General features: G+C 69.5%; 34 protein-coding genes. 27 read left to right on the plus strand and 7 right to left on the minus strand.

Annotation, left to right across the window (positions count from 1 at the left end; genetic code table 11):
• Positions 1-88 precede the first annotated feature (88 nt).
• Both ML340_RS05860 and ML340_RS12005 read right to left on the minus strand, forming a co-directional pair.
• On the minus strand, positions 89-670 hold the full coding sequence (locus tag ML340_RS05860; protein ID WP_240097633.1) for a DUF3489 domain-containing protein: 582 nt from the start codon (positions 668-670) through the stop codon (positions 89-91).
• Between the two features lie 96 nt (positions 671-766).
• Positions 767-973, minus strand: a complete 207-nt coding sequence (locus tag ML340_RS12005) for a DUF6900 domain-containing protein (protein WP_425608285.1) — start codon at positions 971-973, stop codon at positions 767-769.
• Positions 974-1,134: 161 nt separating this feature from the next.
• On the opposite strand from ML340_RS12005, the gene ML340_RS05870 reads away from it, so the two are divergent.
• The 16 genes from ML340_RS05870 to ML340_RS05945 all read left to right on the plus strand — a co-directional run bounded on the left by ML340_RS05870 (position 1,135) and on the right by ML340_RS05945 (position 12,214).
• Positions 1,135-1,626, plus strand: coding sequence for an elements of external origin (locus ML340_RS05870; protein WP_240097637.1), 492 nt, complete (start codon positions 1,135-1,137; stop codon positions 1,624-1,626).
• 358 nt (positions 1,627-1,984) lie between these two features.
• A complete protein-coding gene (locus tag ML340_RS05875) occupies positions 1,985-3,946 on the plus strand; it encodes a phage terminase large subunit family protein (protein ID WP_240097639.1) in 1,962 nt (653 codons plus the stop codon).
• A gap of 35 nt (positions 3,947-3,981) precedes the next feature.
• A complete protein-coding gene (locus ML340_RS05880; RefSeq protein ID WP_240097641.1) occupies positions 3,982-4,473 on the plus strand; it encodes a hypothetical protein in 492 nt (163 codons plus the stop codon).
• Positions 4,473-4,865: a hypothetical protein gene (locus tag ML340_RS05885; RefSeq protein ID WP_240097643.1), complete on the plus strand. Its 393-nt coding sequence runs from the start codon at positions 4,473-4,475 to the stop codon at positions 4,863-4,865. The genes ML340_RS05880 and ML340_RS05885 overlap by 1 nt, the downstream gene beginning before the upstream one ends.
• A complete protein-coding gene (locus tag ML340_RS05890) occupies positions 4,865-5,086 on the plus strand; it encodes a phage head-tail joining protein (protein ID WP_240097645.1) in 222 nt (73 codons plus the stop codon). Before ML340_RS05885 ends, ML340_RS05890 begins: the two co-directional genes overlap by 1 nt.
• A 2-nt stretch (positions 5,087-5,088) precedes the next feature.
• Positions 5,089-6,579, plus strand: coding sequence for a phage portal protein (locus tag ML340_RS05895; RefSeq protein ID WP_240097646.1), 1,491 nt, complete (start codon positions 5,089-5,091; stop codon positions 6,577-6,579).
• Between the two features lie 5 nt (positions 6,580-6,584).
• Entirely contained in the window at positions 6,585-7,820 is a 1,236-nt protein-coding gene (locus tag ML340_RS05900; RefSeq protein WP_240097648.1) for a S49 family peptidase, read from the plus strand.
• 3 nt (positions 7,821-7,823) lie between these two features.
• Positions 7,824-8,201: a head decoration protein gene (locus ML340_RS05905; RefSeq protein ID WP_240097650.1), complete on the plus strand. Its 378-nt coding sequence runs from the start codon at positions 7,824-7,826 to the stop codon at positions 8,199-8,201.
• A 67-nt stretch (positions 8,202-8,268) separates the two neighbouring features.
• Positions 8,269-9,270 (plus strand): major capsid protein, encoded by a 1,002-nt coding sequence (locus ML340_RS05910; RefSeq protein WP_240097652.1) that lies wholly within the window; start codon positions 8,269-8,271, stop codon positions 9,268-9,270.
• Positions 9,271-9,289: 19 nt separating this feature from the next.
• Positions 9,290-9,565, plus strand: a complete 276-nt coding sequence (locus ML340_RS05915) for a head-tail joining protein (protein WP_425608286.1) — start codon at positions 9,290-9,292, stop codon at positions 9,563-9,565.
• Positions 9,562-9,987: a hypothetical protein gene (locus ML340_RS05920; RefSeq protein WP_240097664.1), complete on the plus strand. Its 426-nt coding sequence runs from the start codon at positions 9,562-9,564 to the stop codon at positions 9,985-9,987. Before ML340_RS05915 ends, ML340_RS05920 begins: the two co-directional genes overlap by 4 nt.
• A gap of 7 nt (positions 9,988-9,994) precedes the next feature.
• A complete protein-coding gene (locus ML340_RS05925; protein ID WP_240097666.1) occupies positions 9,995-10,219 on the plus strand; it encodes a DUF7210 family protein in 225 nt (74 codons plus the stop codon).
• Positions 10,220-10,221: 2 nt separating this feature from the next.
• Positions 10,222-10,974 carry a phage tail tube protein gene (locus tag ML340_RS05930; protein ID WP_240097668.1) on the plus strand — a complete coding sequence of 251 codons (753 nt, stop codon included), beginning with the start codon at positions 10,222-10,224 and terminating at the stop codon, positions 10,972-10,974.
• 12 nt (positions 10,975-10,986) lie between these two features.
• Entirely contained in the window at positions 10,987-11,382 is a 396-nt protein-coding gene (locus ML340_RS05935) for a DUF6631 family protein (RefSeq protein ID WP_240097670.1), read from the plus strand.
• 29 nt (positions 11,383-11,411) lie between these two features.
• Complete coding sequence (locus ML340_RS05940; RefSeq protein ID WP_172601803.1) at positions 11,412-11,576, plus strand: hypothetical protein; 165 nt, start codon at positions 11,412-11,414, stop codon at positions 11,574-11,576.
• Positions 11,573-12,214: a DUF6441 family protein gene (locus ML340_RS05945; RefSeq protein ID WP_240097672.1), complete on the plus strand. Its 642-nt coding sequence runs from the start codon at positions 11,573-11,575 to the stop codon at positions 12,212-12,214. Before ML340_RS05940 ends, ML340_RS05945 begins: the two co-directional genes overlap by 4 nt.
• Positions 12,215-12,217: 3 nt before the next feature.
• Here the strand turns inward: ML340_RS05945 and ML340_RS05950 are convergent, their stop codons facing one another.
• From ML340_RS05950 to ML340_RS05970, 5 genes are all read right to left on the minus strand, one after another.
• Complete coding sequence (locus tag ML340_RS05950) at positions 12,218-12,718, minus strand: GNAT family N-acetyltransferase (RefSeq protein WP_240097674.1); 501 nt, start codon at positions 12,716-12,718, stop codon at positions 12,218-12,220.
• Entirely contained in the window at positions 12,715-12,996 is a 282-nt protein-coding gene (locus tag ML340_RS05955) for a type II toxin-antitoxin system TacA family antitoxin (protein WP_240097676.1), read from the minus strand. The genes ML340_RS05950 and ML340_RS05955 overlap by 4 nt, the downstream gene beginning before the upstream one ends.
• Positions 12,997-13,080: 84 nt before the next feature.
• Positions 13,081-13,596 carry a protein NO VEIN domain-containing protein gene (locus ML340_RS05960; RefSeq protein WP_240097678.1) on the minus strand — a complete coding sequence of 172 codons (516 nt, stop codon included), beginning with the start codon at positions 13,594-13,596 and terminating at the stop codon, positions 13,081-13,083.
• Positions 13,597-13,600: 4 nt separating this feature from the next.
• Complete coding sequence (locus ML340_RS05965) at positions 13,601-14,023, minus strand: type II toxin-antitoxin system VapC family toxin (RefSeq protein WP_240097680.1); 423 nt, start codon at positions 14,021-14,023, stop codon at positions 13,601-13,603.
• Positions 14,020-14,307 (minus strand): FitA-like ribbon-helix-helix domain-containing protein, encoded by a 288-nt coding sequence (locus ML340_RS05970; protein ID WP_240097682.1) that lies wholly within the window; start codon positions 14,305-14,307, stop codon positions 14,020-14,022. Before ML340_RS05970 ends, ML340_RS05965 begins: the two co-directional genes overlap by 4 nt.
• A 66-nt stretch (positions 14,308-14,373) precedes the next feature.
• On the opposite strand from ML340_RS05970, the gene ML340_RS05975 reads away from it, so the two are divergent.
• From ML340_RS05975 to ML340_RS06025, 11 genes are all read left to right on the plus strand, one after another.
• Positions 14,374-17,067 (plus strand): phage tail protein, encoded by a 2,694-nt coding sequence (locus tag ML340_RS05975; RefSeq protein WP_240097684.1) that lies wholly within the window; start codon positions 14,374-14,376, stop codon positions 17,065-17,067.
• Positions 17,068-17,070: 3 nt separating this feature from the next.
• Positions 17,071-18,126, plus strand: a complete 1,056-nt coding sequence (locus ML340_RS05980) for a hypothetical protein (RefSeq protein ID WP_240097686.1) — start codon at positions 17,071-17,073, stop codon at positions 18,124-18,126.
• Positions 18,123-19,634: a hypothetical protein gene (locus ML340_RS05985; protein WP_240097688.1), complete on the plus strand. Its 1,512-nt coding sequence runs from the start codon at positions 18,123-18,125 to the stop codon at positions 19,632-19,634. Before ML340_RS05980 ends, ML340_RS05985 begins: the two co-directional genes overlap by 4 nt.
• On the plus strand, positions 19,634-20,389 hold the full coding sequence (locus ML340_RS05990) for a DUF2163 domain-containing protein (RefSeq protein WP_240097690.1): 756 nt from the start codon (positions 19,634-19,636) through the stop codon (positions 20,387-20,389). Before ML340_RS05985 ends, ML340_RS05990 begins: the two co-directional genes overlap by 1 nt.
• A 2-nt stretch (positions 20,390-20,391) precedes the next feature.
• Positions 20,392-20,622 carry a hypothetical protein gene (locus ML340_RS05995; RefSeq protein WP_131111576.1) on the plus strand — a complete coding sequence of 77 codons (231 nt, stop codon included), beginning with the start codon at positions 20,392-20,394 and terminating at the stop codon, positions 20,620-20,622.
• Positions 20,619-20,825: a hypothetical protein gene (locus tag ML340_RS06000; RefSeq protein ID WP_240097692.1), complete on the plus strand. Its 207-nt coding sequence runs from the start codon at positions 20,619-20,621 to the stop codon at positions 20,823-20,825. The genes ML340_RS05995 and ML340_RS06000 overlap by 4 nt, the downstream gene beginning before the upstream one ends.
• Positions 20,825-23,098 carry a phage tail protein gene (locus ML340_RS06005; RefSeq protein ID WP_240097694.1) on the plus strand — a complete coding sequence of 758 codons (2,274 nt, stop codon included), beginning with the start codon at positions 20,825-20,827 and terminating at the stop codon, positions 23,096-23,098. Before ML340_RS06000 ends, ML340_RS06005 begins: the two co-directional genes overlap by 1 nt.
• A gap of 44 nt (positions 23,099-23,142) precedes the next feature.
• The gene (locus ML340_RS06010; RefSeq protein ID WP_240097696.1) at positions 23,143-23,493 is read left to right on the plus strand and encodes a DUF2793 domain-containing protein; all 351 of its coding nucleotides are present in this window, start codon (positions 23,143-23,145) and stop codon (positions 23,491-23,493) included.
• A 147-nt stretch (positions 23,494-23,640) separates the two neighbouring features.
• Positions 23,641-23,943 (plus strand): DUF6127 family protein, encoded by a 303-nt coding sequence (locus tag ML340_RS06015; protein ID WP_240097698.1) that lies wholly within the window; start codon positions 23,641-23,643, stop codon positions 23,941-23,943.
• Positions 23,940-24,425, plus strand: a complete 486-nt coding sequence (locus ML340_RS06020) for a hypothetical protein (protein ID WP_240097700.1) — start codon at positions 23,940-23,942, stop codon at positions 24,423-24,425. The genes ML340_RS06015 and ML340_RS06020 overlap by 4 nt, the downstream gene beginning before the upstream one ends.
• Before the next feature lie 27 nt (positions 24,426-24,452).
• Positions 24,453-24,920 (plus strand): lysozyme, encoded by a 468-nt coding sequence (locus ML340_RS06025; RefSeq protein ID WP_240097702.1) that lies wholly within the window; start codon positions 24,453-24,455, stop codon positions 24,918-24,920.
• Positions 24,921-25,580: the final 660 nt, after the last annotated feature.

Genomic DNA, 25,580 nt, shown 5'->3' on the forward strand with positions numbered 1-25,580 from the left:
CATCGGGTGGATCGTGGCGACACCCGTATGAACGCGCTGTTCGATGCAAAAGCCAAGCGCCGCTTGGCCTCTGTCTCGATCTTGTTGTTCAGGCGATGCGGTACACCCGCTCGCCGCCCTGGGGCTTGTCGGAGACGATGGCCAGTCCCAGCTTCTTCTTGAGCGCCCCGGCCAGGGTGCCGCGCACCGTGTGCGGCTGCCAGCCGGTGGCATCCATGATCTGGCGGATCGTGGCGCCCTCGGGGCGGCGCAGCATCGCGATCACCTGCGCCTGCTTGCTGTGGGCGCGGGTGCGGCGCGGCGCATCGTCCTCCGCCTGCGTCCACGCGGCTTCGGCGGCAGTGACGGCGGCCTCCAATTCGGGATCGCTCGTGGCGGCTGTCGCAGTTTCCGCGTTCGCGATGATCTGATCGAGACAGGCTTCGAACGAGCCCGCGCTCGGCGTCTTCGCGCCGGGGCGCGGCAGCCCCAGGGCGTCGTAGCCCTCGGCGGCGACGAACCAGCGACTGCCATCGGTGGTGATCAGGGCACGGCTGAACAGGCCGTCGAGCACCTTCTGGCGCGCGCCGCCCTTGATGTGCTCGGGGAACCACTCGATGCGGCCGCCGTGGTGCTCGATGGCATGGGCCAGGATGGCGTGCTGGGTGGGCGTCAAGGTGATGGGGGTCATGGGCTGCTCCTTCGCGGGGGTGGATCGGGTGAGGTGATGAACGCGCTGTTCGCCTGTGAAGCCAAGCGTTTCGTGCCTGGCTTCACCACCTTCCGGTCAGTCCTGGGCGACGTCCGGCTCCGGGGGTTTTGGGCGCGACGCCCCCGCTTCGACGCCTGCCTTGAAGGCCGCTTCCAGCGCGGCGCGCAGGTTCCACACCGCCAGGTCGTGGAAGTCCAGGCGGTCGGCGTGGCGGGTCTGCAGGGTTTCGAGGCCCAGATGCTGCTGGGCGATCTGGGTGAGGAGGGGGTCGATGGGGGGCATGGCGTGTTCCTCTCGGTGTGGTTGGCGTGATGGGATGAACGCGCTGTTTGCGAGGAAAGCCAAGCTGAATCTGAAAAAACACGAACCGATGTGGGAAGACGGCGACGATGGGACTTTCGATTCGCGCCTACGCGCGCCACCGCGGCGTGTCGCACGTGGCCGTGAAGAAGGCGATCGACACCGGCCGCATCACGCCGCTGCCTGACGGCACGATCGATGCCGAGACGGCCGATGCGCAGTGGGCGCGCAACACCTTGCAGCCCCGCCGCGCACCCGAGCACAAGCCCCCCACTCCCCAGAGGGCGCAGGCCAAACCCGAACAGGTAATCCCCGACCCCGGCACCCCGCCGCTGCCCACCGGCGGCACCTCGCTGCTGCAGGCGCGCACGGTCAACGAGGTCCTCAAGGCCCAGCTCAACAAAGTGGAGCTGGCACAGCGCAAGGGGGAGCTCGTCGATCGCGCGCAGGCCGTCTCTCACGTGTTCAAGCTCGCGCGCACCGAGCGCGATGCGTGGCTGAACTGGCCGGCGCGCATCTCGGCGCAGATGGCTGCACGCCTGAACGTCGATGCGCATGCGCTGCACGTGGCGCTCGATGCGGCCGTGCGCGAGCATTTGCAGGAACTGGGCGAGCTTCGACCGCGGGTGGACTGACGATGAGCAAGCACGCGGCGACTGGCACTCACCTGCGCATCTTCGACCAACAAAAATGCCCGCACGCGCCGACTCGCTGCGGACATGGGCGGTTCTGGTTTGCCAGTCGGGACGTCGCCACCGCCAAACACGGGTGACCCAGGGTGGGCGCCTGAGTCAGCCTGCCGCTCGAACGGGACTTATCCGCGCGTCGGCAGATCCAAAACGGGGTGTGACCGGGTTAACGGGTTCCCCCGGCCCCGAAGCGACACTCGAATGCGCATCCCGCACATAAAGCCGCTTCGTTACAGCCGGTGATCGTACATCGGCTTTTGCGTGGGGTGTATGGGTTTACGTGAGCAGCGCATCGATGTCTGGCATGGGTGATTCTTACGACGGCGCCGACGACATCGAACGGGCCTGGCGCGAGGGGCTCACCCCCGATCCGCTGCTGACGGTCTCCGAATGGGCCGACCGGCATCGGGTGCTCTCGAGCAAGGCCTCGAGCGAGCCGGGGCGCTGGCGCACGAGCCGCACACCCTACCTGCGCGAGATCATGGACTGCCTCTCGCCGACCTCGCCCGTCGAGCGGGTGGTGTTCATGAAAGCCGCGCAACTGGGCGCCACCGAAATGGGCAGCAACTGGATCGGCTATGTCATCCACCACGCGCCGGGGCCGATGATGGCGGTGTGGCCGACGGTGGAGATGGCCAAGCGCAACTCCAAGCAGCGCATCGACCCGCTGATCGAGGAGTCGCCGGTGCTCTCCGAACTCATCGCCCCGGCGCGCAGCCGGGATTCGGGCAACACCATCTTGGCCAAAGAGTTCCGCGGCGGCGTGCTGGTGATGACCGGGGCCAACAGCGCGGTGGGCCTGCGCTCGATGCCGGTGCGCTATCTCTTCCTCGACGAGGTGGACGGCTATCCGCTGGACGTCGAGGGTGAGGGCGATGCGATTTCGCTCGCGGAGGCGCGCACGCGCACCTTTGCGCGGCGCAAGATCTTCATCGTCTCGACCCCGACGATTGCGGGCGCGAGCGCCATCGAGCGCGAGTACGAGGCGAGCGACCAGCGGCGCTACTTCGTGCCCTGCCCGCACTGCGGCCACCGCCAATGGCTGCGCTTCGAACAACTCCGCTGGGACAAGGGCGCGCCGCAGACGGCGGCCTACGTCTGCGAGGCCTGCGATGTGTCGATTGCCGAGCACCACAAGACCTGGATGCTCGAGCAAGGGGAGTGGAAGGCCTGCGCCCCCGGTGCCAAGACGGCGGGCTTTCACCTGTCGTCGCTCTACAGCCCGGTGGGCTGGCGCTCCTGGCGCGACATCGCCGCCGCCTGGGAGGCAGCGGTTGGCAAGGAATCCGGGTCGGCTGCCGCGATCAAGACCTTCAAGAACACGGAGCTGGGCGAGACCTGGGTCGAGGAGGGCGAGGCGCCCGACTGGCAGCGGCTGCTGGAACGGCGTGAGGACTATCCCCTGGGCCGGGTGCCCGCCGGCGGCCTGCTGCTCGTGGGCGGCGCCGACGTGCAGAAGGACCGCATCGAGGCCTCGATCTGGGCCTTCGGGCGCGGCAAGGCAGCCTGGCTGGTCGAGCACCGGGTGCTGATGGGCGACACGGCCCGCGATGCGGTGTGGAAGCGCCTCGCGGAACTCGTCGCCGAGACCTGGACGCACGAGAGCGGCGCGCAGATGCCGCTGGCGCGCTTCGCGCTCGACACGGGCTTTGCGACCCAGGAAGCCTACGCCTTCGTGCGCGCCTGCCGCGATCCGCGGGTGATGGCGGTCAAAGGTGTTCCGCGCGGGGCGGCACTCATCGGCACGCCGACGGCGGTGGACGTCTCGCTCTCGGGCAAGCGGCTGCGCCGGGGCATCAAGGTCTACGGCGTGGCGGTGGGCATCGCCAAGCTCGAGCTCTACAACAACCTGCGCAAGAGCGCCGACGTGGCCGAGGACGGCGCGACCCCGGTCTATCCGGCCGGCTTCGTGCATCTGCCCAAGATCGACGCCGAGTTCATCCAGCAGCTGTGCGCCGAGCAACTCGTCACCCGGCGCGACCGCAACGGCTACCCGGTGCGCGAGTGGCAGAAGATGCGCGAGCGCAACGAAGCCCTGGACTGCTACGTCTACGCCCGCGCCGCCGCATCGGCGGCGGGCCTGGACCGTTTCGAGGAACGCCACTGGCGGGAGCTGGAGCGGCCACTGGGGCTGGCGCCACCACCGGATGCGCCGCCACCGATTCCTGCATTGAACCCTGAAGAGGCCACCCAGCGAGGTGGCCTCGCTACTTCTACGAACCGCAACCTCGGCCGGCGTGTGATCCGCAGCCCCTGGCTGCGCTGATCCCCGCTGTCTGTTCCGAACCCGAAGGAGAGAACATGAGTCTGGCCACCCGCATCGAAAGCCTGGTCATCCGCGTCGCGCAGGAGTTCAACGACGTGCGCGCCAAGGCCGGCAACCTCGCCAACCTCACCACCACCGACAAGTCGAGCCTGGTGGCGGCGATCAACGAACTCAAGGCCGCGGTGCTCGCGTCCGGCGCGATCGACGACACCCAGGTCGCCACCACCAGCACCTACTCGTCGAGCAAGATCGTCACGCTGCTCGATGCGCTCAAAGCCGAGATCCTGGGCGGGGCGGACGCCGCCTACGACACCCTGCTGGAGATCCAGCAGCTGCTGCAAAACGGCACCAGCGGTCTGGACGCGCTGCTGTCCGCCGTCAACCACCGGGTGCGCTTCGATGCGCCGCAGACCCTCACCGCTGCCGAAGCCACCCAGGCGCGCAGCAACATCGGCGCGGTGGCCAGTGCCGACGTCGGCAACACCGACACCGACTTCGTCGCGGTCTTCGAAGGGGCGCTCGTCTGATGAGCCTGGCCTCACGCATCGCCGCCCTGGCCGGCCGCATCGGCCTGGAGGTCCGGACCAAGATCGACGCCACCCACCCCGGCCTGGCCCGGGCCTGGGTGTGTTTCGGGTATGTCGGCAACCAGATCGTCGTGCGCGCTGCCCACAACGTGGCCGGTGTCACCCGCACCGCGGCCGGCCGCTACCGCGTGAGCTTTGCCACGCCGATGCCCGATACCGACTACTGCTGGACGGCGCTGGCCCGCAGCAGCACCAACAGCGGCACGCAGCGCATCGCCGTCGTGCGCGCCACCGCCGACCAGAAGACTGCCCAGCACGTCGACCTCAGCTGCGCCACCACGGCCACCGCGTTCGACGACTCCCTTGAGGTCAACCTCGTGGTCTACCGCTGATGGCCTACACCCAAGCCGACCTCGATGCCCTGCAAGCGGCGCTGGCCAAGGGCGAGCGGCGCGTGACCTTCGGCGACAAGACCGTCGAGTACCGCTCGGTGGAGGAACTGCAAGCGGCCATCGCCGCCGTGAAACGCGGCCTCTTCGAGCAGGCCGTGGCCACGGGGCTGTGGCCGGACGCGCCGCGGCAGATTCGCATCACCACCGCCAAGGGGACCTGAGGATGGGCTGGTGGCACAGCGTCAAGCGCCGGCTGCTGGGCGGCAGCCCCACCTACGACGGCGCAGGCGGCGGCCGCCGCTCGCTGGCCTGGCAGGTCGGCAATCCCGGGGCGGTGGCGGCGCTGGCTTACACACAGCCCGAGCTGCGCGCCAAGAGCCGCGATCTCGCCCGGCGCAACGCCTGGGCCGCCGCCGGCATCGAGGCCTTCGTCGCCAACGCCATCGGCACCGGCATCAAGCCGCAGAGCATGGTGCAGGACGCCGCGCTGCGCGAGGCCATCCACGCGCTGTGGTGGGACTGGGTGGAGGAGGCCGACGCGGCGGGCCTGACCGACTTCTATGGTCTGCAGGCCTTGGCCTGCCGGGCCATGCTCGAGGGCGGTGAGTGCCTGATCCGGCTGCGCTGGCGCCGCCCCGAGGATGGCCTGCCGGTGGGGCTGCAGCTGCAGCTGCTCGAGCCCGAGCACCTGCCGACCACCCTGAACCGGGACCTGCCGTCCGGCCACGCGATCCGCGCGGGCATCGAGTTCGACCGGCTGGGCCGGCGCGTGGCCTACCACCTGACCCGCTCGCACCCGGGCGACGGCAGTTTGGCCCCGATGTCGGGCACGGGGGCTGCCGCAGGAGGGCTGGACACCGTGCGCGTGCCCGCAGACGAGGTAATCCACCTGTTTCGCCCGTTGCGCCCGGGGCAGATCCGCGGCGAGCCGTGGCTGGCCCGCGCCCTCATCAAGCTGCACGAGCTGGACCAGTACGACGACGCCGAGCTGGTGCGCAAGAAAACCGCCGCGATGTTCGCCGGCTTCATCACGCGGCTCGCCCCCGAGGACGGCCTGATGGGCGAGGGGCTGCCCGATGCCCAGGGGGTGGCGCTCGCGGGGCTCGAACCCGGCACGCTGCAGATCCTGGAGCCGGGCGAGGACATCAAGTTCAGTCAGCCGGCCGACGTGGGTTCGAGCTACGGCGAGTTCATGCGCCAGCAGTTCCGGGCGGTGGCTGCCGCCATGGGCATCACCTACGAGATGCTCACCGGTGATCTCACCCAGGTGAACTACTCCAGCATCCGTGCGGGACTGCTGGAGTTCCGCCGCCGCTGTGAGGCCATCCAGCATGGCGTGATCGTGCACCTGCTCTGCCGCCCGGTGTGGCGGGCCTGGATGGAGCAGGCGGTGCTGGAAGGCGCCCTGTCGCTGCCGGGCTTTGCGCGCCGGCGCCGAGAGTTCCTCGCCGCCAAGTGGATCCCGCAGGGCTGGCAGTGGGTCGATCCGCTCAAGGAGTTCAACGCCTTGAAGCTCGCGATCCGCGCAGGACTGATGAGCCGCTCGGAGGCGATCTCGGCCTACGGCTACGACGCCGAGGACATTGACCGCGAGATCGCCGCGGACAACGCCCGCGCCGATGAACTGGGGCTGGTGTTCGACTCGGATCCGCGGCACGACCAACCGACGCCGACATCGCCGACGCCGGCGCACGAGACCGACCTTCAGGACTGACACCGATGCTGCCTCATCTCGCCGCCCGCCTGTTCAGCACGCCCCTGCTCGTGCAGCGCGCCAAGCTCGACCTGATCCTGGCCGTGCTCTCCGACCGCCTGAATCTCGCCGCGCCGGACGTCGAACTCGCGCCGCCACTGCCGAAGGCTTCCAACCCTGCGGCATTTCCGGAACGTTCGATCGCCGTGATCCCGGTTCACGGCACGCTGGTCAAGCGCACGCTGGGGCTGGAGGCGGCCTCGGGGCTGGTGAGCTATGCCGAGATCGGCGCGCGGCTGGAGGCGGCGCTGGCCGACCCTCTGGTGGCCGGCATCGTGCTCGACATCGACTCGCCCGGTGGCGAGACCGGCGGCTGCTTCGAGCTTGCCCGCCGCGTGCGCGAGGCGGCGGCCGTGAAGCCCATCTGGGCGGTGGCCAACGACGCCGCCTTCTCCGCGGCCTACGCCATCGGCTGCGCCGCCGAGCGGCTCTTCGTCACCGAGACCGGCGGCGTGGGCTCGATCGGCGTGATCGCGCTGCACGTCGACCAATCGATCAAGGACGCCCGGGACGGCTACCGCTACACCGCGATCACCGCGGGCGCGCGCAAGAACGACTACTCGCCGCACGCGCCGCTGGCCGATGCCGCCCGCGCGGCGCTGCAGGCCGAGGTGGACCGGCTCCACGCGCTCTTCGTCGCGCACGTGGCGGCGATGCGCGGCCTGGCCGAAGACGCGGTGCGTGCGACCGAGGCCGCGCTCTTCTTCGGCCCACAAGCCGTCGAGACGGGGCTGGCCGACGGGGTGGCCACGCTGCCCGCGGTGCTCGCCGAGTTCGACCGACATCTTGCTGCCGCGCGGCGTCCGTCTTCCCCGCCGCGCCAGATCACGACCGGGAAGGCGACCTTACCGCGAGGAACCCCCACCATGACCGATTCCCCCTCCGATGCCGCGCCCGAGCCCCTCGGCGCGGATGCGGCCGCCGCCCTGGTGGCCGAGGCCCGCCGCGAAGTGGCGCAGTCCGCGAAAGTGATCGCGGAACTGTGCCTGATCGCCGGCTGCCCCGAGCGCGCCGCCGAGTTCATCGCCGCCGGCCGCACCGAAGATGAGGTGCGCCGTCTCCTGCTCGAGGCGCGCGCCGCCCACAGCATGGCGTCCGCCGTGCGCTCGACCCACGCCCCGCAGGACTGGAGCGCCCCCGGCGCCGATCCGGCCGCCTCGCCGGTGGTCGCCGCCGTCAAGAAACTCGTGACCCGGGAGTAAGCCATGCCCACGCTCACCCAAGCCACCAATCTTGGCGACCTCTTGAAATACGAGGCGCCGAATCTCTACTCGCGCGAGCGCTCGACCGTGGCCGCGGGGCAGCACCTGCTGCTGGGCGCCGTGGTCGGCCTGGAGACGGCCACGGGCAAGCTCAAGGCCTTTGATCCGAGCGCCACCGACGGCACGGAAGTGGCCGCAGGCGTCTTGGGCAATGCGGTCGATGCGACGCTGATCGACCGCGAGGACGCGATCCTGATCGCCCGCCACGCCATCGTCGCGCGAGGCGCGCTCGTCTGGCCCGCAGGCATCACGGCCGTGCAGAAGGCCGCCGCCATCGCCCAGCTGGAAGCGCGCGGCATCCTGGTGCGCGACAGCGCCTGACCGACACCCGATCCCGACCCTTCGAGCGACCCGCCGCCTGGCGGGTTTGTCATATCTGGAGACCTCCATGCTCAACCCCTTCGATGCCCCCGGCTTCTCGATGGCCAGCCTCACGGCGGCCATCAACCTCATCCCCAACCGCTACGGGCGGCTGGAAGCCTTGAACCTGTTCCCCCCGAAGCCCGTGCGCACGCGCCAGGTCGTCATCGAGGAGTACGCCGGGCGCCTCAACCTCTTGCCCACGCGGCCTCCGGGCGCACCGGGCACGGTGGGTGAGCGCGGTCAGCGTCGGCTTCGTTCCTTCGTCGTCCCGCACATCCCGCACGACGACGTGGTGCTGCCCGAGGAAGTGCAGGGCATCCGCGCCTTCGGCTCGGAAACCGAGATGGAGGCCATCGCCGGCGTGCTCGCGCGGCATCTGGAGACCATGCGCAACAAGCACGCGATCACCCTCGAACACCTGCGCATGGGCGCGCTGAAAGGCCAGATCCTGGACGCCGACGGCAGCACGATCTACGACCTGTTCGACGAGTTCGACCTGAGCCAGGCGGTCATCGCCTTCGACCTGACCAATGCCAACAGCGACGTCAAAGGCCACTGCTATGAGGTGCTGGCCCACATCGAGGAGAACCTGAAGGGCGAGTTCATGACCGGCGTGCACGTCCTGTGCTCGCCCGAGTTCTTCCGGGCGCTCACCGGCCACAAGGCGGTCAAGGAGGCCTACACGAACTGGCAGCAGGGCGCGATGCTGATCAACGACGTGCGCGCCGGCTTCGTCTTCGCCGGCATCACCTTCGAGGAGTACCGCGGTCAGGCCAGCAGCCCGGATGGCACGGTGCGCCGCTTCATCGCCGCGGGCGAGGCCCATGCCTTCCCGCTGGGCACGGTGGACACCTTCGCCACCTACTTCGCGCCGGCCGACTTCAACGAGACCGTGAACACCCTGGGCCAGCCGCTGTACGCCAAGCAGGAGCCGCGCAAGTTCGACCGCGGCACCGATCTGCACACCCAGTCCAACCCGCTGCCGATGTGTCACCGGCCGGGCGTGCTGGTCAAGCTCACGGTGTGATGCCGCAGCGATGGTGCGTGTGGAGGATCTGTATGACGCCGCCGAGCGCGCGGGACTCTTGACGCCCGTCGTGGTGGGCACCACCACCGTGCACTGCGCGTTCCGTGCGCCGGACGAGACGGTGCTCGAGGGCTTGGCGCTCGCGCGCGACTTCGAGATCGAGTACGCGGCCTCGCGCCTCGCGCTCGCGCCGGGCGACGTGGTCACCATCGTCGGCCAGTCCTACCGCGTGCGCGAGGTCAGCGCCTTCGGCGACGGCCGCGAGTGCCGGGCCAAGCTCGCGAGGCTGCCATGAACTCGGTGCGCGAGCGCCTGCTGCGCACCCTGGTCGATCGGCTCACGGCGGCCCTGGCCCCGGCGCCCGTGCTGCGCCAGCCGGCCACACCGCTGCCGCGCGAGGCCGGCCCTGCCTTGCTCGTCTTCGTCGAGGGCGACGCGCTCACCGCGCATGCCAACCGGCTGGTGGAGCGCTCGCTCACCGTGCGCCTGGTCGCGCTCGCGCGCGGCATGGACGCCTTCGACGCGGCCGATCGGCTGATCGTCGCCGCCCACGCCGCCGTGCTCGTCGACCCGAACCTGGGCGGCCTGGCGCTTGCGGTGCGCGAGCTCGACGCCGAGTGGGACGCCGACGACCTCGATGCCGGCACGGTGATGCTGCCGGCGCGCTACGAGATCCGCTACCGCACCCATGCCCTCGACCTCACCCAAACAGGATGAACCCCTTATGCCAAATCTCTCCATCGAGCTACTGAAACCCCATACCCACGCAGGCAAGCGCCTCGCTGTGGGTGAGCGCCTCGACATCCACGAGGCCAGCGCCCGCTGGCTGATCGCCCAGGGCGTGGCCCGGCTCGTCACGCCGGAGTCCTCGATCCCATCCCTCAAATCCTCGCGCCGTGACGGTTCCGCCGTCGCGGCCCCGTCCACGCACACCCCCACGGGAGACTGACCATGGCCTACTTCTCTGGACAGGGACGCGTCTACATCGGCGCGCGCGATGCGGCCGGCAATCCGGCGGGACTGACCTTCGTCGGCAACGTGCCGGAACTGAAGGTGTCGCTGTCGGTGGACACCATCGAGCACCAGGAGGCGCAGTCCGGCCAGCGCCTGACCGACCTGCAGCTCATCAAGACCAAGAAGGGCGAGTTCGCCTGCACGCTGGAGGAACTCATCCCGGTCAACCTGGCGCTGGCGCTCTACGGGCACAGCACTCAAGTCACGCCAGGCACGGTCACCGGCGAAGCCTTGCCCAACCCGGTCACGCCGGGGCACCTCTATCCGCTCACGATGCAAAACGTCTCGGCGGTGCAGGTGCAGGACTCGGACAGCCCGCCCAAGACGCTGCCGGCCAGCCAGTACAGCGTCAACGCCAAGCACGGGTCGCTGGTGATCCTGGATGCCACCACCGGCGGCCCGTACACCGAGCCCTTCACGGTGGACTATGCGTTTGGTGCGGCCAGCCACACGGCCATGTTCACGCAAGCCTTGCCCGAGCGCTGGATCCGCTTCGAGGGCCTGAACACCGCCGACGCCAACCGCGAGGTGGTGATCGACCTCTATCGCGTGGCCATCAACCCGGCCAAGGAACTCTCGATCATCACGGACGAGCTGCTCAAGTTCGAACTCTCCGGCCAGGTGCTGGCCGATCTCACCAAGCCGGTCGGTGGCGATCTGGGCCAGTTCGGCCGTCTGGTGCTGTTGTAAAGGAACGCGACCATGCCCGACTTCGAGACCTTCCCGCCCGTGCCCAAGGTGGTCACGGTGGCCGGCACCGCGCTCGAACTCACGCCGATCCGGCTGGGCGAGTTGCCGCGACTGCTGGCCGCGGTGCGGCCCCTCGCCGCCGATCTCTCAGCCGAGCCGGACTGGCTCGACCTCCTGGCACGGCATGGCGAGGCCGTGCTGGAGCTGCTGGCCATCACCACCCGGCGCGAGCGGGCTTGGATCAACGACCTGTCGCTGGAGGATGCCGTGCAACTGGCCGCCGCCGTGTTCGAGGTGAACGCGGATTTTTTCGTGGGGCGGGTGGTGCCGGCGATCCAGGGCGCGGCGCAGCATCTGGCGCCGATCCTGGAGCAGATGCAGGCTGGGACCAGGCGGTTGCCCGCCTGATCCGCGCCGGGCACCGGCTCGATGAGGTGATGCGCTACACGCTGCCGCAGGCGCGGGCCTTGCTGGAGGCCGATGCACGGATCGAGCGGCAGCACCTCGCCCTGCGGCTCGCTGTCCACGCCGTGGCGGCGCAGGGCGACCGGGCTGCGATCGAGCGGCTGCAGCGCGAGTTGTGGGAGGACGTGCGGCCATGAAACTGACGCTCACCACCGAGGGACTGCTCGATCCAAGGAAGCTCTCGGCCTGGAGCGCGGAGCGTCGGCGGGCGATCCACGCGGCGGTGGCCAAGGGGATGACCTCGGGCGGCCGCGAGGTGCGCGAGGCCGCCCGCGCCCAGATGCGCAGCGCCTTCGAGGTGCGGCGCGCGAGCTTCGTCTCGTCGATGCAGACCAAGCTGTTCGACCGAAAGCCCGAGCGTCTGCCCGCGCTGTGGGTGGGCAGCCGCATCCCCTGGCTGGGCATCCACACCCAAGGCGGCACCGTGAGCGGCAATCTGCTGATCCCGCTGCTGCCCGGTCGTATCGGTCCCAAGCGTTTCAAGGCCGTGATCGACGGCCTGATGCGCTCGGGCAACGCCTTCTTCGTCGAGAAGGACGGGCGCGTGCTGCTGATGGCCGAAAACCTCCAGGAAAACGCCGCACAGCTCGCCCGCTTCAAGCGCGCCGAGCGGCAGCGATCCGGCGTCAAGCGCCTGCAGCGCGGGCAGGAGATTGCGATCGCCGTGCTGGTGCGGCGGGTGGATCTGAAGCGCCGGTTCGATCTCGCGGCAGGCGTCCGAGGCGCACTGCCCAAGCTCGCTGCCGCGATCCGGCATGAGCTGGACAGGCTCTGAGGGTTAGCGCAGACCGCGCACCGTTGCCAGCGGGAGGAACAAGGTCAGCGGCGTCTCTGGCAAGTCGATGAACCCGTGGTGCCGGTAGAAGGCCGCAGCCGTCTCGTCCTTGGCATCGACCGTGAGCGCATAGGCGGCAATCTCGGCATGGGCTGCGCGCGCCAGCGCGTCGGCCAGCAGCGCGCCGCCCAGCCCCTGCCCCTGAAAGCAGCGATCGACCGCCAGACGTCCCATGCGCACGGCGGGAACGGTGGGATAGCGCGGCAGCTTCTTCGCGGTGCTCGGCGGCAAATCGGCCAACCACAGGCTCGCCGAGGCCAAGGTGTAGTAGCCCGCGATGCGGCCCTCATCGGTGACGACCACGAAGCAGGCCGCGACGCGGCGGCGCACGTCCTGCGAAACCTGCTCGCGCAGGTAGCGATTCAGCGCCGGGCTGTCGCAATCGAAGGCCGAGCGGTCGTGCGTGGCGTCCAGCGGCACCACGCGAAACGGCGCCCGGCTCATTCAGCGCGCAGCAGTTTGCGGCGACGCGTGAAGGCGCGCTTGAGCGCCGGGGCCGCGGTGGGCGGCGACAGCAAGGCCTGGGCGAAGCACTCCTGGTCGGCCACCGACAGCCGGATGGCGGCCGCCTGCTCGATGGCGCGCTGGGCGGCCTCCTGCACGGCCGAGACCACGAAATCGGTCATCGTGCGTCCCTGCAACTCGGCGGCGCGCTTGAGCTGCGCGTGCAGGTCGGCGCTGATGCGCGCTTCGAGCCGGGCGGTGGTGGTGTGGGCAGCCATGGGATGGTCCTCCTGGTGCGAACTATACGGCAAATTGCCGTACGATACCAGCCACGATGTTGGCTCGTGGGAGAGCGGCCGACCTCAGGCAACGACCGGTTGGATGCCGAGGGTCGAGTAGGCGTCGATGTAACGCTCGGCGTCGATGAACTTCCCCACCGTCTGTACCCCATCCTCTTTGGTGCGGCCTTGAGGTCTGAAGTCGAGCGAGAGGTGGTAACTGTCGCTGTTCGGGAATTGGCCGCTGAAGTAGTAGTGCAGGCCTCGGGCCACCACGGCGGCCGGGAATACGTACACCCGCGGCTCGCCCTGGGGCACGGCCAAGTCCACGCAGCAGATGAAGCGACGGTCGAGCGGGATCGCCTCGGCGTTGGGCTCGGCGTACTTCTTCTGCAGGATCCAGCGGCGGGAATACTGCGCCGAGGACTTCACTTCGAGAAACGCCACATTGCCGACCTTGTCGAACACCAGGATGTCGTAGCCGATGGTGGTCCCCCACTGCAGGGTCACCATGTAGCCGCGTTGAGTCAGGCGCGAGGCGACGAGGAATTCCCCGGCCAGGCGGTTGAGGTTCTTCTTCTCGTTGCTGACGCGGGTCATGCCTTCAACCTCCCGACCACGGATCGATGACGGAAACACCCGCAGCGGCGAACGGCGCCGTGTCGCGCGTGGCGACCGTCATGCCATGGGTTCGGGCAATCGCTGAGATCAGGCCGAAGGCCTGTCCGATGGGCTGCCCGGCGGCCTGCGCCTTGGCCATCAGGTCGGCGTAAGCCTGAGTCGCCGGCAGGTCGAAGGCCAGTATGCGACCGGCGAAGGCGGGCAGCACCTGGGTCTCCAGGCGTTCGACGAGCGCCTTGCGCCGGCGACCGTTGGGCAGGCGGGCCACCCCGTAGCGCAGCTCGGCCACGGTGACGACGGATAGGAACAGCGTCTCCAGCGGCTGGGCGTCGAGCCAAGCGACCACGCGAGGCTCGGGCGCCGCACGCAGCGGCTCGGAGATCACATTGGTGTCGAGCAGGATCATTCGAAGTTCACCGGGCGAGGAAGCGATTGATCCCGCTGATTGATCAGCGCCACCTCCTCATCGGTGAGCTTCGCCTGGCGGCCGATGTCGGCCAGCAAAGACCCCAGTTTCAGCCGCCCTTGAGGCTTGACAGCTTCTTCCAGCAAGGCGCGCACCTCCGCCTCGGTGCTGCGCCCGTGCTGGGCCGCACGCAGGCGCAAGGCGCGGTGCACCTCGTCGGGCAGATTGCGAACCGTCAGAATGGCCACGACGACACTCCAAAACACTGAAATCAGTGCAGTCATTTTATTGTACTGCATTCATCGCAGCAACCGGGGTTCGGGTCAGCGTCACAACGGGCCGGAGGCACCATGACCGCCCGCGCCCAAATCCTCATCCGCGCCGTCGACGAGACGCGCGGTGCCTTCGACTCGGTCAAGCGGGGCCTGGGCGGCTTGGCTGATGCCGCCCGCAGTGTCAACGGCGTGCTCGCCGGGCTCGGAGTGGCCCTGTCGGCCGCGGGCCTCGGGGCCATGGTCAAGTCGGCGCTGGAGTCGGCCGATGCGCTCAACAAGCTCTCGCAGCGCGTGGGCATCACGGTGGAGGCGCTCTCCACTCTGGTGCCGGCGGCCGAACTCTCCGGTGTCTCGGCGCAGACCTTCGAGTCCGGGCTCAAGAAGCTCGCCACCGCGATGCTCGAGGCGGCCACGGGCTCGGAGGAGTCCGCCCGGCGCTTTGCGGCACTCGGCGTGGCGTTCCAGGACCAGGACGGCACGCTTCGCGCGACCGACGCGGTGCTGCTCGATCTGGCCGATCGCTTCCAGGCCATGCCCGACGGCGCGCAGAAGTCGGCGCTGGCGGTGCAACTGTTTGGCAAGAGCGGCGCCGAGCTCATCCCCTTCCTGAACCAGGGGCGCGAGGGCATCGCGGCATTGACCGGCGAGATGCAGGCGCTGGGCGTGCAGATCGGCGGGCAAACGGCTGCGCAGGCCGAGGCGTTCAACGACGCCTTGGCCAAGATCAAGCTCGCCGCCACCAGCATCGCCAACCGGGTGATCGAGGCCTTCCTGCCGGCGATGAACGAGATGGCCGGCGGGATGGTCGAGTCGGCCAAGCAAGGCGGGGCCTTGCGCGCGATCCTGGATGGCGTGGTGCTGGTGCTCAAGACCCTGGCGCTCGGGGCGGCCACCGTCGGCAAGGCCTTCGTCGCCCTGGGTGAGGCGATCGGTGCTGGCATGGCCGCCGCAGTCGAGGCCCTGCGCGGCAACACCGCCGGGGCCAAGGCCATCATCGCCGACCTCAAAGGCAGCCTGATCAAACGACTCGATGAGCTGGCCGAGTTCCGGGACAGCCTGTTCGACCCCAAGCCCATCGAGGTCCAGGCGCCCAAGGTGCAGGCCGACCCGGCGCTGTTGCAGCGGCTCACGGCTCCGGGCAAGACCCGCGACACCGCGAGCGCTCAGGCTGCGTGGATGCAGGCCCGGCTCGACGCCGAGTTCACCCTGCTCAAAGACGGCTTGCGCCGCCAACAAACCGCGCTCGACGCCGCGCTCGAAGACCGGCTCATTTCCGTCCGCGACTACTACGCCCGCAAGACCGCGCTCGAGCAGCAGGAGCTCGACGCCGAGATCGCGCTCACGCAGCAGGCGCTTGCGCGCAGCCGGCAGGTGGCAGCCAGCGGCGGCAGCGAGGACGAGCGCCTGCGCGGCAAGGCCGAGGTCGCCAGGCTCGAGGCCGAGCTGATCGCGCTCAACAACAAGCGCGCCGACGTCGAGCAGAGCAACGCCCGAGCCGCGGCCAAGGCCGAGCGCGAGCTGGCCGATGCGCTGGCACAGGCCCGCGAGGAACTGGCCAGGCTCACCGGCACCGACACGGCGCAAGACCGGCGCGCCGCGATCGAGCGCAGCTACCGCGACCTGCGCGCGCGCCTGCTGGCCGAGAGCGATGCCGATGGCGTGGCGATCATCGACCGCCTGATCGACGTCAAGGCCGCGCAGGCCAACCTCGAGGCGCTCGAAGCGCAGTGGCGGCAGGTCACCGAGCGGCTGCGCAACGCGCAGGAGGGCATCCAGATCCAGCAGCAGGCCGGGCTGCTCACCGAAGCCCAGGCGCGGCAGCAGATCGTGGCCTTGCAGCGCGACTCGGCGGCCGAGATGCAGCGCCTGCTGCCAGCGCTGGAGCAGGCCGCGCAGGCGATCGGGCCGGAGGCGGTGCTGCGGGTGCAGGCCTGGCGCAACGAGCTTACGCGCACGCGGCTGGTCACCGATGAACTCGCCCCGGTATGGAACCGCATCGGCGAGGCCTTCGGGCAGGCGGTGCAGGGGATCGTCAGCGGCGCGCAATCCCTGCGCGAGGCGCTTTCCAACATCTTCCGCAGCATCGCGGACGCCTTCCTGCAAGAGATGGTGCTCAAGCCCTTCCAGCAGTGGGTGGCGATGCAGGCGCGGATGCTCGCCGTCAAGCTGGGCTTGCTCCAGCAGGAACAGGCCGCCGAGACCGCCGCGGCCGCGCAGTCAGTGGCGACCAAGCAGGCCGAGGCGGCGGCCAAGGTCAGCGCCAATGCCGCCGAAGCCGGCGCCGGGGCGGCCGCCTCGCAGGCCGCGATCCCCGTCGTGGGCCCGGGGCTGGCGATTGCCGCGATGGTGGCGATGGTGGCTGCGGTCATGGCGCTGCTGGGCAACATCAAGAAGTTCGCCGCGGGCGGCTACGTCACCGGCCCCGGCAGTGCAACCAGCGATTCCATCCCCGCGCGGCTGTCGGCCGGCGAGTACGTGGTGCGCGCGGCGGCCGTGCAGCGCGTGGGCGTGGCCTTCCTGGATGCCATCAACGGCCTGCGCACCCCGCCGGTCTGGGACGGGCAGCGCCTTGCCTTTGCCGCCGGCGGGCTGGTGCCGCCGGTGAGCGCACCGCCCGCGCCGCCGCCGGTGCAGCAGGCCGTGCGCATCGTCAACGCCATCGACCCGGGCGTGACGCACGACCACCTGCAAACGCCCGCCGGCGAGCGGGTGATCCTCAACATCATCGGCAGGAACGCCCGCGCGGTCCGTGCCGCACTCCAGGGATAAGCCATGGCCTTGTTGTTCATCGACGGCTTCGACCACTACGACCCGCAGCAGCCAGACGACTTCGGCCAGCCGTGGCTGGCGCGCGGCAAGGCGGCGTACCTGTCGCCGCAGGCCACGCGCATCCAGGGCCGTCGGCCGTCGTCCTACGCGCTGCGCCTGCCAGCCGGCAGCGGCGGCGGCTATGTGAAGAACCTCGACGCCGGCACGGCCAGCCTGATCGTCGGCGCGGCCCTGCGCGTGGCGCCGTTCGAAAACACCTATCAAGAGCCGGTGCTGCTGGGCGTGCGCGACGCCTCCGCGCAGGTGGCGCACCTGGTCAAGATCGGCGAGGACGGGCGGCTCAGGCTCTACCGTCGGCAATCCAGCTACGACCAACTGCTCGCGACCTCGATCGCCACCGCGCCGGCGCGCGGCTGGCACTACGTCGAGCTGAAAGTCGTGCAGGGAACCGGCAGCGGCACGCTGGACGTGCGCGTCAACGGGATGCTTGCCATCCAGCTCAGCGGGCAGGACACGCTGCAAGGCGGCGGACAACTGCTGACGGCCTTCGTGGGCGCGGTGCCGGGTGAGCCGTGCCCGGTGACGGTCGATGTGGACGATCTGTACCTCGCCGACACTGCGGGCACGCTCAACACCACCTTCCTGGGTGATGTGCGGGTCGATGCGCTCCCGCCCCAGGCCGATGGCAGCCTGACCGAGTGGACGGTCGAAGGCGCATCCAGCGCTTGGGCTGCGGTGAGCGACGGCGATGAGGCCAGCGGCATCCGCGCGGATGCGGCCGGCCTGCGCCAGAGCTTCGACATCGCGCCGCTGCCGGCGATGGCCACGCCCGCCATCCACGGCGTGCAGGTGACGCTGCTGGCGCGCAAGACCGATGCGGGGCCGGGCCAGGTGCGGGGTCTGGCGGTCAGCGGGTCGCAGACCGCCGTGAGCGCCGACCTCATCCTGCAAGAGCAGCTGGCCTGGCACACGGCGCTGTTCGAAGCCGATCCGAATGCCGGTTCGGCGTGGAGTGAAGCCGCCTTGAATGCGGCCGAGTTCGGGGTGGAAGCGGGATGACGCAGCGGCGCATCGCCACCGGGCTGACCGAGACCGCGGCCGTGCCGTCGCCGGGCGCGGCGCTGGCCGCGCTGCGCGCCGAGACGATGGCGGCCCCGATGCCGGGTGCGGCGGCCAGCGCTCTGCATGCCGAGGCGCTCGCCGCGCCGGAGAGCGGCAACGCCCTGGCCGCGCTGGTGGTCGAGGTGCTGCGCCGCGACACCGCCGCGGCCGCCATCGTCGCCACCGGCATGGACGCCTTCGGCGATGCGCCGTGGCCGGATGCTCAGCGCGGGGTGTTCGCCTTCCGCCACGACTGGGCCGAGCCGCTGATCGAACGCTTGCAGTGGCAGACGGCCGTCGCGCGTCTGGCCAGCGGCAACGAGGCGCGGCAGGCGCTGCGCCTGGTGCCGCGCCGCACGCTGACCTACCACGTCGGTCATGGGCGCGCCAGCGATGCGCTGGTCGCGGACTGGCTGGCCGACCATCTCGGGCAACTGGCGCTGTGGCCGCTGCCGCAGCGGGCGTGCGCGCTCGTGCAGCCGGCGCAGGCGGGGGATAAGGCGCTGGCCGTGACGGCGTTCGACGCGGCCTGGTGGGAGCCGCCGACGGCAGAGCTGCGCCTGACGGACTTCGGCCTTGCGCGCGTGGACACCGCCATGCCGCAGGCGCTGGTGATCGCCGCCGATGGCTGGCAGGTGGTGGCGATCTCCGAAGTGGAGCCGGACCTGCTCTGGCTGGACGTGCCGCTGACGCGCGCGGTGCCGGCAGGCGCGGCAGTCATGCCGCTGGTGTGGGGCCGGGCGCTGGAGGCGGCCGATCTGGCGCAGTGGGTGCCGGGCATGGCGGGCGGCAGCGTCCAGGCCCAGCTTCAGCCCGCGCCGCCACCGGACCCGGATGTGCTCGACGACCCCTGGCTCGACGAGATTCCGGTCTGGCCGGATGGCAACTGGCGCGACGACCCTTCCGTCACGGCGCAGGGCGCGCTCACCCGGCAAGACCTCTCGCCCGCCGAGCCGTGGGCGCGCCGCGATGACCCGTGGCCGACGACGACGTTCCAGCGGCGCTATCTGGCGGCCGGCGCAGAGGAGATCGAGCGCTGGCGCGCGCGGCTGTGGCGCACGCAGGGCCGCCTTGAAGCCTTCTGGCTGCCCGATGGCCTGGCGCCGGTGCTGCGGGTGACGGCAGAGGCTGACCCCGATGATGGCTTCCTGCGGGTGACGGGCGAGGAGGTTTCGGCCTTCTGGCACCGCCCAGCCGCTTGCCTGATCCTGCACCCGGACGGCACGCGCCAGCACGCGCTCACGGCCACGGCCCATCATGATGCGGGCGGCGTGCTGGTGCTGCGCTCCGGGCTGGACGCGCCGGTGCCCGCCGGCAGCCGCGTGGTGCGGCTTGCGCGCTGCCGCCTCGACCACGACGCCGTCGATCTTTACTGGCACACGCCCACGCTGGTCGAGATACCCGTCACGGCGCGTCGATTGCCCGAACCGCGCGGGCAGGAGGCGCCGCCCCGGGAGGAATATTGATGGAGATCGAGCTGTACACCTTCGCGGGCAGCAGCGCCACGTTCCGCCTCACCCCGCACGAGCCCGAGGTCGTGCTGGACGGGGATCGGTATGCGAGCCTGCCGATCGGACGCACCGAGCTTGCGCTGGGGGCCGAGGCCGCCAAGTCCGCGCTGGACCTGACCGTGCCGCCGGAGTGCGCTCTGGTGCGGCATCTGCTGGCGAGCGCGATCACCGGCGAGTCCACGGCGGTGACGCTGCGCGTGGCCACCGTCGATGGCGGGATCACGGGCACGCGCTGGATGGGCCGGGTGCTCGGGGTGGAGGTGGCCGGTGACGCCGCCCGCATCCGCTGCGAGTCCGCCCAGGTGAGCCTCAAGCGCATCGGCCTGCGGCGGCTCTACAGCCGCGCGTGTTCCCACGTGCTGTATTCGGCGGCGTGCGGGGCGACGCCGATCACCGCCAGCGCCAGCGTGAGCAGCAGCACGGGGCGCAGCGTCGATCTCGCGGGCGGCGTGCCCGCCGCGGTGGCCGGCACGCTCGCCGGCGGCTGGCTGGAAACCGCTGCCGGCGCGCGCCACATGATCGTGCGCGAATCCTCCGCGGGCGTGGAGCTGCTGTATCCGGTGCCGCTGGCGCCCGGGGAGGGCGTCACGCTGGCCGCCGGCTGCGATCACACCACCGCCACGTGCGCGGCGCGCTTTTCCAACCTCGACAACTTCGGCGGCTTCCCCTTCATCCCGTCGAAGAACCCGTTTGCGACCGGAGTGTTTTGAGCATGTGGTACATCGTCGCCATCGTCGTCACCGCGCTGATCTCGATCGCGCTCCAGCCCAAGCCGCCCGCGCCGAAGCCGGCCGCGCTGGAGGATTTCGATGCGCCCACGGCCGAGGAAGGCCGGCCCATTCCCGTCGTGTTCGGCGCGGTGCTGATCCGCGGCGCCAACGTCGTTTGGTATGGCGATCTTTCCGCCGAGCCGATCAAGAAGAAGAGCGGAGGCAAGAAGTGAGCGGGCCGACCGTCACCATCGATCACGTGCGCGCCGCGGGGATGTGCGTGCACGGCGCGCGCGCGTGGTTTGCGCGGCATGGTCTGGACTTCCGCGCCTTCCTGCGTGAGGGCATCGCCGCCGAGACGATGCTGGCCACCGGGGATGCGATGGCGCTGCGCGTGGTCGAAATCGCCCGCCAGCGGCAGCAGGAGCCGCGCTGATGGGTGGCAAAAGCAAGAAGCAGACGGTCGGCTACCGCTACCGGATGGGCCTGCACCTGGTGCTGTGCCAGGGGCCGGTGGATGCGGTGCAGGAAATCCAGGTCGGCGATCGCACCGCCTGGGGCGATGCCAGCCGCGCGGTCCTGCCGCGCGGGCATGGGCTGGGGCGCCTCCACATCCACGCGCCCATGCTGTTCGGCGGCGACGAGCGCGAAGGCGGGGTGGTGGGCGATCTCGACGTGCTGGACGGCGCGGCCACCCAGGGCCGCAACGACTACCTGATGAGCCGCCTGGGGGCATCCATCCCGGCGTTCCGCGGGGTGCTGTCGATCGTGGCGCGCAAGGTGCAGGTGGCCGCGAACAACCCGTACCTGAAGCCCTGGGCGGTGCGCGTGCGGCGCTTCACGGCGGGCTGGCATGGGGAGGTCTGGGGCGCGCTTGATGCCGAAATCCGCGCCTGGGATGAGACGGCGCACCGCTGGCAGACCATCGGCATGAACCCGGCGCACATCCTGGTGCAGTGCCTGACCGACCCACACTGGGGCATGGGCTATCCGCTGAGCGCCATCGGCAACAGCTTCGCGGGGGCTGTCTGGACGCTGGCCAGCGAGCAGTTCGGCCTGAACCTGATCTGGACCCGCCAGCAGCCCATCGAGAGCTTCATCGCCCAGGTGCTCGACCACATCGGCGGCATCCTCTACGTCGATCCCGAGCGGGGCACCTTCGAGCTCAGGCTGCTGCGCGACGATTACGCGATCGACGACTTGCCGCGGCTGGGGCCGGACGAAATCGTGCGCATGGAGCGCTTCGAGCGCGCGCAGTGGGGCGAGCTGCCGAACGAGATCACCGTGGTCTATACCGACTGGGCCACGGGCAAAGAAGCCGCCGTCTCGGTGCAGAACTTGGCCGCCATCCAGCTGCAAGGCGGCGTCATCAACCAGCGACGCGACTATCCGGGCGTGAACTACGGCCCGCTGGCCGCGCGCCTGGCCTTGCGCGATCTGCGCGCGCTGGGCTCGCCGCTGGCCCGCATGACCTTGACCATCGCCCCCGTCAGCCTGGAGCGCCCGCCCTTGCCGGGCGATGTGTTCCTGCTGCATTGGCCGCGTCTCGGCATCGAGCGCATGGTGGTGCGCGTCACCGGCATCGACACGGGCGCGCTGGGCGCGGCCGAGTGGCGCATCGAAGCGGTGGAAGACGTGTTCGGCATGAGCAACACCGTGCTCTCGCCGCCGCCACCGCACGTCGAGGAGCCGCCGCTGGAGGCGCTGCCGCCAGCCCTGGTGCTGGCGGTGGAAGTGCCGTACTGGGAACTGGCGCGCAACCTGAGCCGGGCCGATCTGGCCCAGGTCACCGACACCGACACCTACGTCGGCGCGCTGGCCGCCGCCGGTGGTACCGGGCAGTTGAACTGGCAACTGGCGACCGGGGCCGCCAGCGGCGATCTCGCGCCCGTGGTGGGGGAGGACTACGCGCCGCTGCTCACGCTCGATGCCGCACTGCCGGTGAGCGAGGCCGATGCGCTGGCCGTGCCGGTGACCGCTGTCAGCCAGCCGCAGCGCCTGGCCGTGGGCGACTACGCCTACCTGGTCGATGCCATTGGCCAGATCCTGGAAGCGGTGGCGATTCTGGCCTTCGACGCCGTAGCCGGGACGGTGGACCTCGCCCGCGGCGTGCTCGACACCACGCCGCAAGCCCACGCCGCCGGCACGCGGCTGGTGGGGGTGGGCGAATGGCTGGCCGCCGAGACCACCGAACGCGCCCCGGGCGAGTCGGTGTTCGTCGCCGCCATCCCGCGCACCTCGACCGACCAGGGCGATGCCGTGCTCGCGGCCAACGGCCAGCCGCTGCTGCTCGCCGGCCGCCAGGCGCGGCCGTACCCACCCGGGCGCATCCGGCTCAACGGCCAGCGCGAGCCCGCCGTGGTCGCCGGCGACTTGACCCTCACCTGGGCGCACCGCGACCGCATCCAGCAGACCGCCTACCTCGTGCGCCAGGACGAGGGCGACATCGGCCCCGAGCCCGGCACCACCTACACCGTGCGCATCCGTGACCGCAATGGAACCCTCGTGCGCAGCGAAACGGGCATTACCGGCGACACCTGGACCTGGGACGTGGCCAGCGCTGCGGCAGATGCGGGCAGCGCCGGGGATACCGTCACCATCGAGATCGAGGCCGAGCGCGACGGGCTCACGAGCTGGCAGGCGCAGACGCGCACCACCGACCGCACCGGCTACGGCCTGCGCTGGGGACAGCACTGGGGCGGGGTGTGAACCCGCCGGAAATCCCGTTTGAACGCACCGCAAGGAGATCTGTCATGGCATTCACCGACCCGAACCTTGGTCTTGCCTACGGCTGGACGCTGGGCGAATCCGGCTGGCACACCGAGATGGACGCCAACCTCAAGCGCCTGGGCGCCATCGTCGGCCTGTCCGTGAAGGACCGCGACTTGACCGCGCCACCGACCAGCCCTGCCAACGGCGACCGCTACATCATCCCCGCCGGCGCCACCGGCGCCTGGGCCGGCAAGGCCGACCAGATCGCCGTGCGGATCGACGGCGCCTGGGAGTACCACGCGCCCCAGATCGGATGGCTGGCCTACGTCGAGGACGAGGCCAAGCTCACGGTCTTCAAGCCCACCGGCTGGAGCGCTGGCATCGCCATCTGACCCTCACACCGATCCGTCACCCCTGGACCCGCCTTGGTGCGACGAGCATCAGGCGGGTTTGTTCGTTCCATCCCTGGAACTCACCCCTTCGGGGCTAACGCGCCAATCCGCTCCTAGCGGATTGGTCGCATTTTTGGGAGACCTGCCATGACCGAACCCGAACAACCGCCCGCCCTCGTCGAGAACATGCTGCTTCTGCGCCGCGAGGACTTCGACGAACTGCTGGACCGCGCCGCTGAACGAGGAGCCGAGCGTTGCCTTGCCCATCTCGGGCTGGAGAACGGCAGTGCCGCGAAGGACATTCGCGAACTGCGCGATCTGTTGGAAGCCTGGCGCGATGCCCGGCGCACGGCCTGGCAGACCACCGTCAAGGTCATCACCACCGGCATCCTGGCCGCTCTGCTGGTCGGTGCCGCCATCAAGCTCAAACTGATGGGGGGCCCGCAATGATCGAGACCTTGCTCGGTGGTCTCCTCGGCGGGGCCTTCCGCCTGGCGCCCGAGGTCCTGAAGTGGTTGGATCGCAAGGGCGAACGCGGCCACGAACTGGCGATGCAAGACAAGGCGCTGGAGTTCGAGAAGCTGCGTGGCGCGCAGCGCATGGCCGAGATCGGTGCGGCCGCGGACGCCGCGTGGAACACCGGGGCCATCGAGGCCTTGCGGGAGTCGGTCGCCGCCCAGGGCCAGCGCTCTCGCGTTCGATGGGCCGATGCGTTGTCGGTCAGCGTCCGCCCGGTGATTACCTACTGGTTCATGGCGCTGTACTGCGCCGCCAAGACCGCGGCGTTCGTGGGCGCGGTCGATGCCGGGGTAGAGTGGATCCCCGCCATCCAGGCCGCCTGGACCGAGGCGGACCAAGCGCTATGGGCCGGCGTGCTGAATTTCTGGTTCTTGGGCCGGGTGTTCGAACGGGTGCGACCCACGAACTGGTAAGTGTTGCTTACAAGTTCAGATCCAGAGATGCGTATTCCTCCACAAGCCATTGAGCTGGCCAAGCGCTTCGAGGGCTTCCATCGCGTGCCCAAGCATGACCCCGGCCGCGCGCATCCCTACGTCTGCCCGGCCGGCTATTGGACCATCGGCTACGGCCACCTCTGCGATCCGAAGCATCCGCCGATTACAGAGGCCCTGGCGGAGCGCTACCTAGCGGAAGACCTCAGGATCGCGCTGGCTGCGACGTTGCGCTACTGCCCGGTGCTGGCGACCGAGCCGGAGGGGCGGCTCGCCGCCATCGTGGACTTCACCTTCAACCTCGGCGCCGGGCGGCTGCAGACGTCGACGCTGCGGCGGCGGGTGAACCAGCGAGATTGGGTTGCGGCCAGTCAGGAATTGCGCCGCTGGGTCTATGGCGGAGGAAAAATGCTGCCTGGGCTGGTCGCCAGACGCGCGGCAGAGGCTGCATTCCTCTCATGTTCGATTATTTCTTAGCCTTCGACTACGTTTGCACTGGCGCCTTGCCTAGGCTCGGCGCATGTAGGGGACTTGTGCGGGCTAGGAATGCTAACCCGCACCAATGTGGCATTTCTCATTAGATCACTTAGATTTCCGGAAACAGCCGTGCTGGTGAGCGAAGCCAGATTCTGCAACACAGCGCCTTGGTAAAAATGCCGTCTGCACAAACTTACAAATTTCTTCGTTTGAAAGCATGATGATTGCTCCTTCCTGAGTTGAGTGGGCAAACGTTGGTGCCACTATTTCTGGGCCTTCCGTTTCACGCCATAAAAAAGGCCGCCTGCGAAGAAGAGGGATGTACTTCCAACCCAGACGGGTTGCCCGGTTGCACCAAGTTGTGTTTGAGCGAATATCGTTAACCCTAGAACCGCAACCAGCCATGAAGCGATAGCTATTCCAAGCGAGACGCCCCATCCAGCGCCACCTCTATCTGAAAATGCAGTAGTCCGAAGAAGTGACCCGAAAAAATAGCCAACTACTGCTGCGATGATCATTTGCACCATGTTGTTTTGCTCCCTAACACCTGAGTTAAGCCGCGCCGCGAAGCGGCGTCGGCTTGAATGAATTGTTAGCTGTCATGGGCCCTGCACGACAACAGCCCGACCATTTTCTTGTTTGAACGTGAACCTGTACTCC

It is taken from the genome of Thermomonas flagellata (assembly GCF_022419185.1).
GTDB lineage: Bacteria > Pseudomonadota > Gammaproteobacteria > Xanthomonadales > Xanthomonadaceae > Thermomonas > Thermomonas flagellata.

What these genes read in the sequence shown, in the direction of transcription:
- ML340_RS05860 (WP_240097633.1), bottom strand. Translation starts at nt 670, where the DNA reads ATGACCCCCATCACCTTGACGCCCACCCAGCACGCCATCCTGGCCCAT.
- ML340_RS12005 (WP_425608285.1), bottom strand. Translation starts at nt 973, where the DNA reads ATGCCCCCCATCGACCCCCTCCTCACCCAGATCGCCCAGCAGCATCTG.
- ML340_RS05875 (WP_240097639.1), top strand. Translation starts at nt 1,985, where the DNA reads ATGGGTGATTCTTACGACGGCGCCGACGACATCGAACGGGCCTGGCGC.
- ML340_RS05880 (WP_240097641.1), top strand. Translation starts at nt 3,982, where the DNA reads ATGAGTCTGGCCACCCGCATCGAAAGCCTGGTCATCCGCGTCGCGCAG.
- ML340_RS05885 (WP_240097643.1), top strand. Translation starts at nt 4,473, where the DNA reads ATGAGCCTGGCCTCACGCATCGCCGCCCTGGCCGGCCGCATCGGCCTG.
- ML340_RS05890 (WP_240097645.1), top strand. Translation starts at nt 4,865, where the DNA reads ATGGCCTACACCCAAGCCGACCTCGATGCCCTGCAAGCGGCGCTGGCC.
- ML340_RS05895 (WP_240097646.1), top strand. Translation starts at nt 5,089, where the DNA reads ATGGGCTGGTGGCACAGCGTCAAGCGCCGGCTGCTGGGCGGCAGCCCC.
- ML340_RS05900 (WP_240097648.1), top strand. Translation starts at nt 6,585, where the DNA reads ATGCTGCCTCATCTCGCCGCCCGCCTGTTCAGCACGCCCCTGCTCGTG.
- ML340_RS05905 (WP_240097650.1), top strand. Translation starts at nt 7,824, where the DNA reads ATGCCCACGCTCACCCAAGCCACCAATCTTGGCGACCTCTTGAAATAC.
- ML340_RS05910 (WP_240097652.1), top strand. Translation starts at nt 8,269, where the DNA reads ATGCTCAACCCCTTCGATGCCCCCGGCTTCTCGATGGCCAGCCTCACG.
- ML340_RS05920 (WP_240097664.1), top strand. Translation starts at nt 9,562, where the DNA reads ATGAACTCGGTGCGCGAGCGCCTGCTGCGCACCCTGGTCGATCGGCTC.
- ML340_RS05925 (WP_240097666.1), top strand. Translation starts at nt 9,995, where the DNA reads ATGCCAAATCTCTCCATCGAGCTACTGAAACCCCATACCCACGCAGGC.
- ML340_RS05930 (WP_240097668.1), top strand. Translation starts at nt 10,222, where the DNA reads ATGGCCTACTTCTCTGGACAGGGACGCGTCTACATCGGCGCGCGCGAT.
- ML340_RS05935 (WP_240097670.1), top strand. Translation starts at nt 10,987, where the DNA reads ATGCCCGACTTCGAGACCTTCCCGCCCGTGCCCAAGGTGGTCACGGTG.
- ML340_RS05940 (WP_172601803.1), top strand. Translation starts at nt 11,412, where the DNA reads ATGCGCTACACGCTGCCGCAGGCGCGGGCCTTGCTGGAGGCCGATGCA.
- ML340_RS05945 (WP_240097672.1), top strand. Translation starts at nt 11,573, where the DNA reads ATGAAACTGACGCTCACCACCGAGGGACTGCTCGATCCAAGGAAGCTC.
- ML340_RS05950 (WP_240097674.1), bottom strand. Translation starts at nt 12,718, where the DNA reads ATGAGCCGGGCGCCGTTTCGCGTGGTGCCGCTGGACGCCACGCACGAC.
- ML340_RS05955 (WP_240097676.1), bottom strand. Translation starts at nt 12,996, where the DNA reads ATGGCTGCCCACACCACCACCGCCCGGCTCGAAGCGCGCATCAGCGCC.
- ML340_RS05960 (WP_240097678.1), bottom strand. Translation starts at nt 13,596, where the DNA reads ATGACCCGCGTCAGCAACGAGAAGAAGAACCTCAACCGCCTGGCCGGG.
- ML340_RS05965 (WP_240097680.1), bottom strand. Translation starts at nt 14,023, where the DNA reads ATGATCCTGCTCGACACCAATGTGATCTCCGAGCCGCTGCGTGCGGCG.
- ML340_RS05970 (WP_240097682.1), bottom strand. Translation starts at nt 14,307, where the DNA reads ATGACTGCACTGATTTCAGTGTTTTGGAGTGTCGTCGTGGCCATTCTG.
- ML340_RS05975 (WP_240097684.1), top strand. Translation starts at nt 14,374, where the DNA reads ATGACCGCCCGCGCCCAAATCCTCATCCGCGCCGTCGACGAGACGCGC.
- ML340_RS05980 (WP_240097686.1), top strand. Translation starts at nt 17,071, where the DNA reads ATGGCCTTGTTGTTCATCGACGGCTTCGACCACTACGACCCGCAGCAG.
- ML340_RS05985 (WP_240097688.1), top strand. Translation starts at nt 18,123, where the DNA reads ATGACGCAGCGGCGCATCGCCACCGGGCTGACCGAGACCGCGGCCGTG.
- ML340_RS05990 (WP_240097690.1), top strand. Translation starts at nt 19,634, where the DNA reads ATGGAGATCGAGCTGTACACCTTCGCGGGCAGCAGCGCCACGTTCCGC.
- ML340_RS05995 (WP_131111576.1), top strand. Translation starts at nt 20,392, where the DNA reads ATGTGGTACATCGTCGCCATCGTCGTCACCGCGCTGATCTCGATCGCG.
- ML340_RS06005 (WP_240097694.1), top strand. Translation starts at nt 20,825, where the DNA reads ATGGGTGGCAAAAGCAAGAAGCAGACGGTCGGCTACCGCTACCGGATG.
- ML340_RS06010 (WP_240097696.1), top strand. Translation starts at nt 23,143, where the DNA reads ATGGCATTCACCGACCCGAACCTTGGTCTTGCCTACGGCTGGACGCTG.
- ML340_RS06015 (WP_240097698.1), top strand. Translation starts at nt 23,641, where the DNA reads ATGACCGAACCCGAACAACCGCCCGCCCTCGTCGAGAACATGCTGCTT.
- ML340_RS06020 (WP_240097700.1), top strand. Translation starts at nt 23,940, where the DNA reads ATGATCGAGACCTTGCTCGGTGGTCTCCTCGGCGGGGCCTTCCGCCTG.
- ML340_RS06025 (WP_240097702.1), top strand. Translation starts at nt 24,453, where the DNA reads ATGCGTATTCCTCCACAAGCCATTGAGCTGGCCAAGCGCTTCGAGGGC.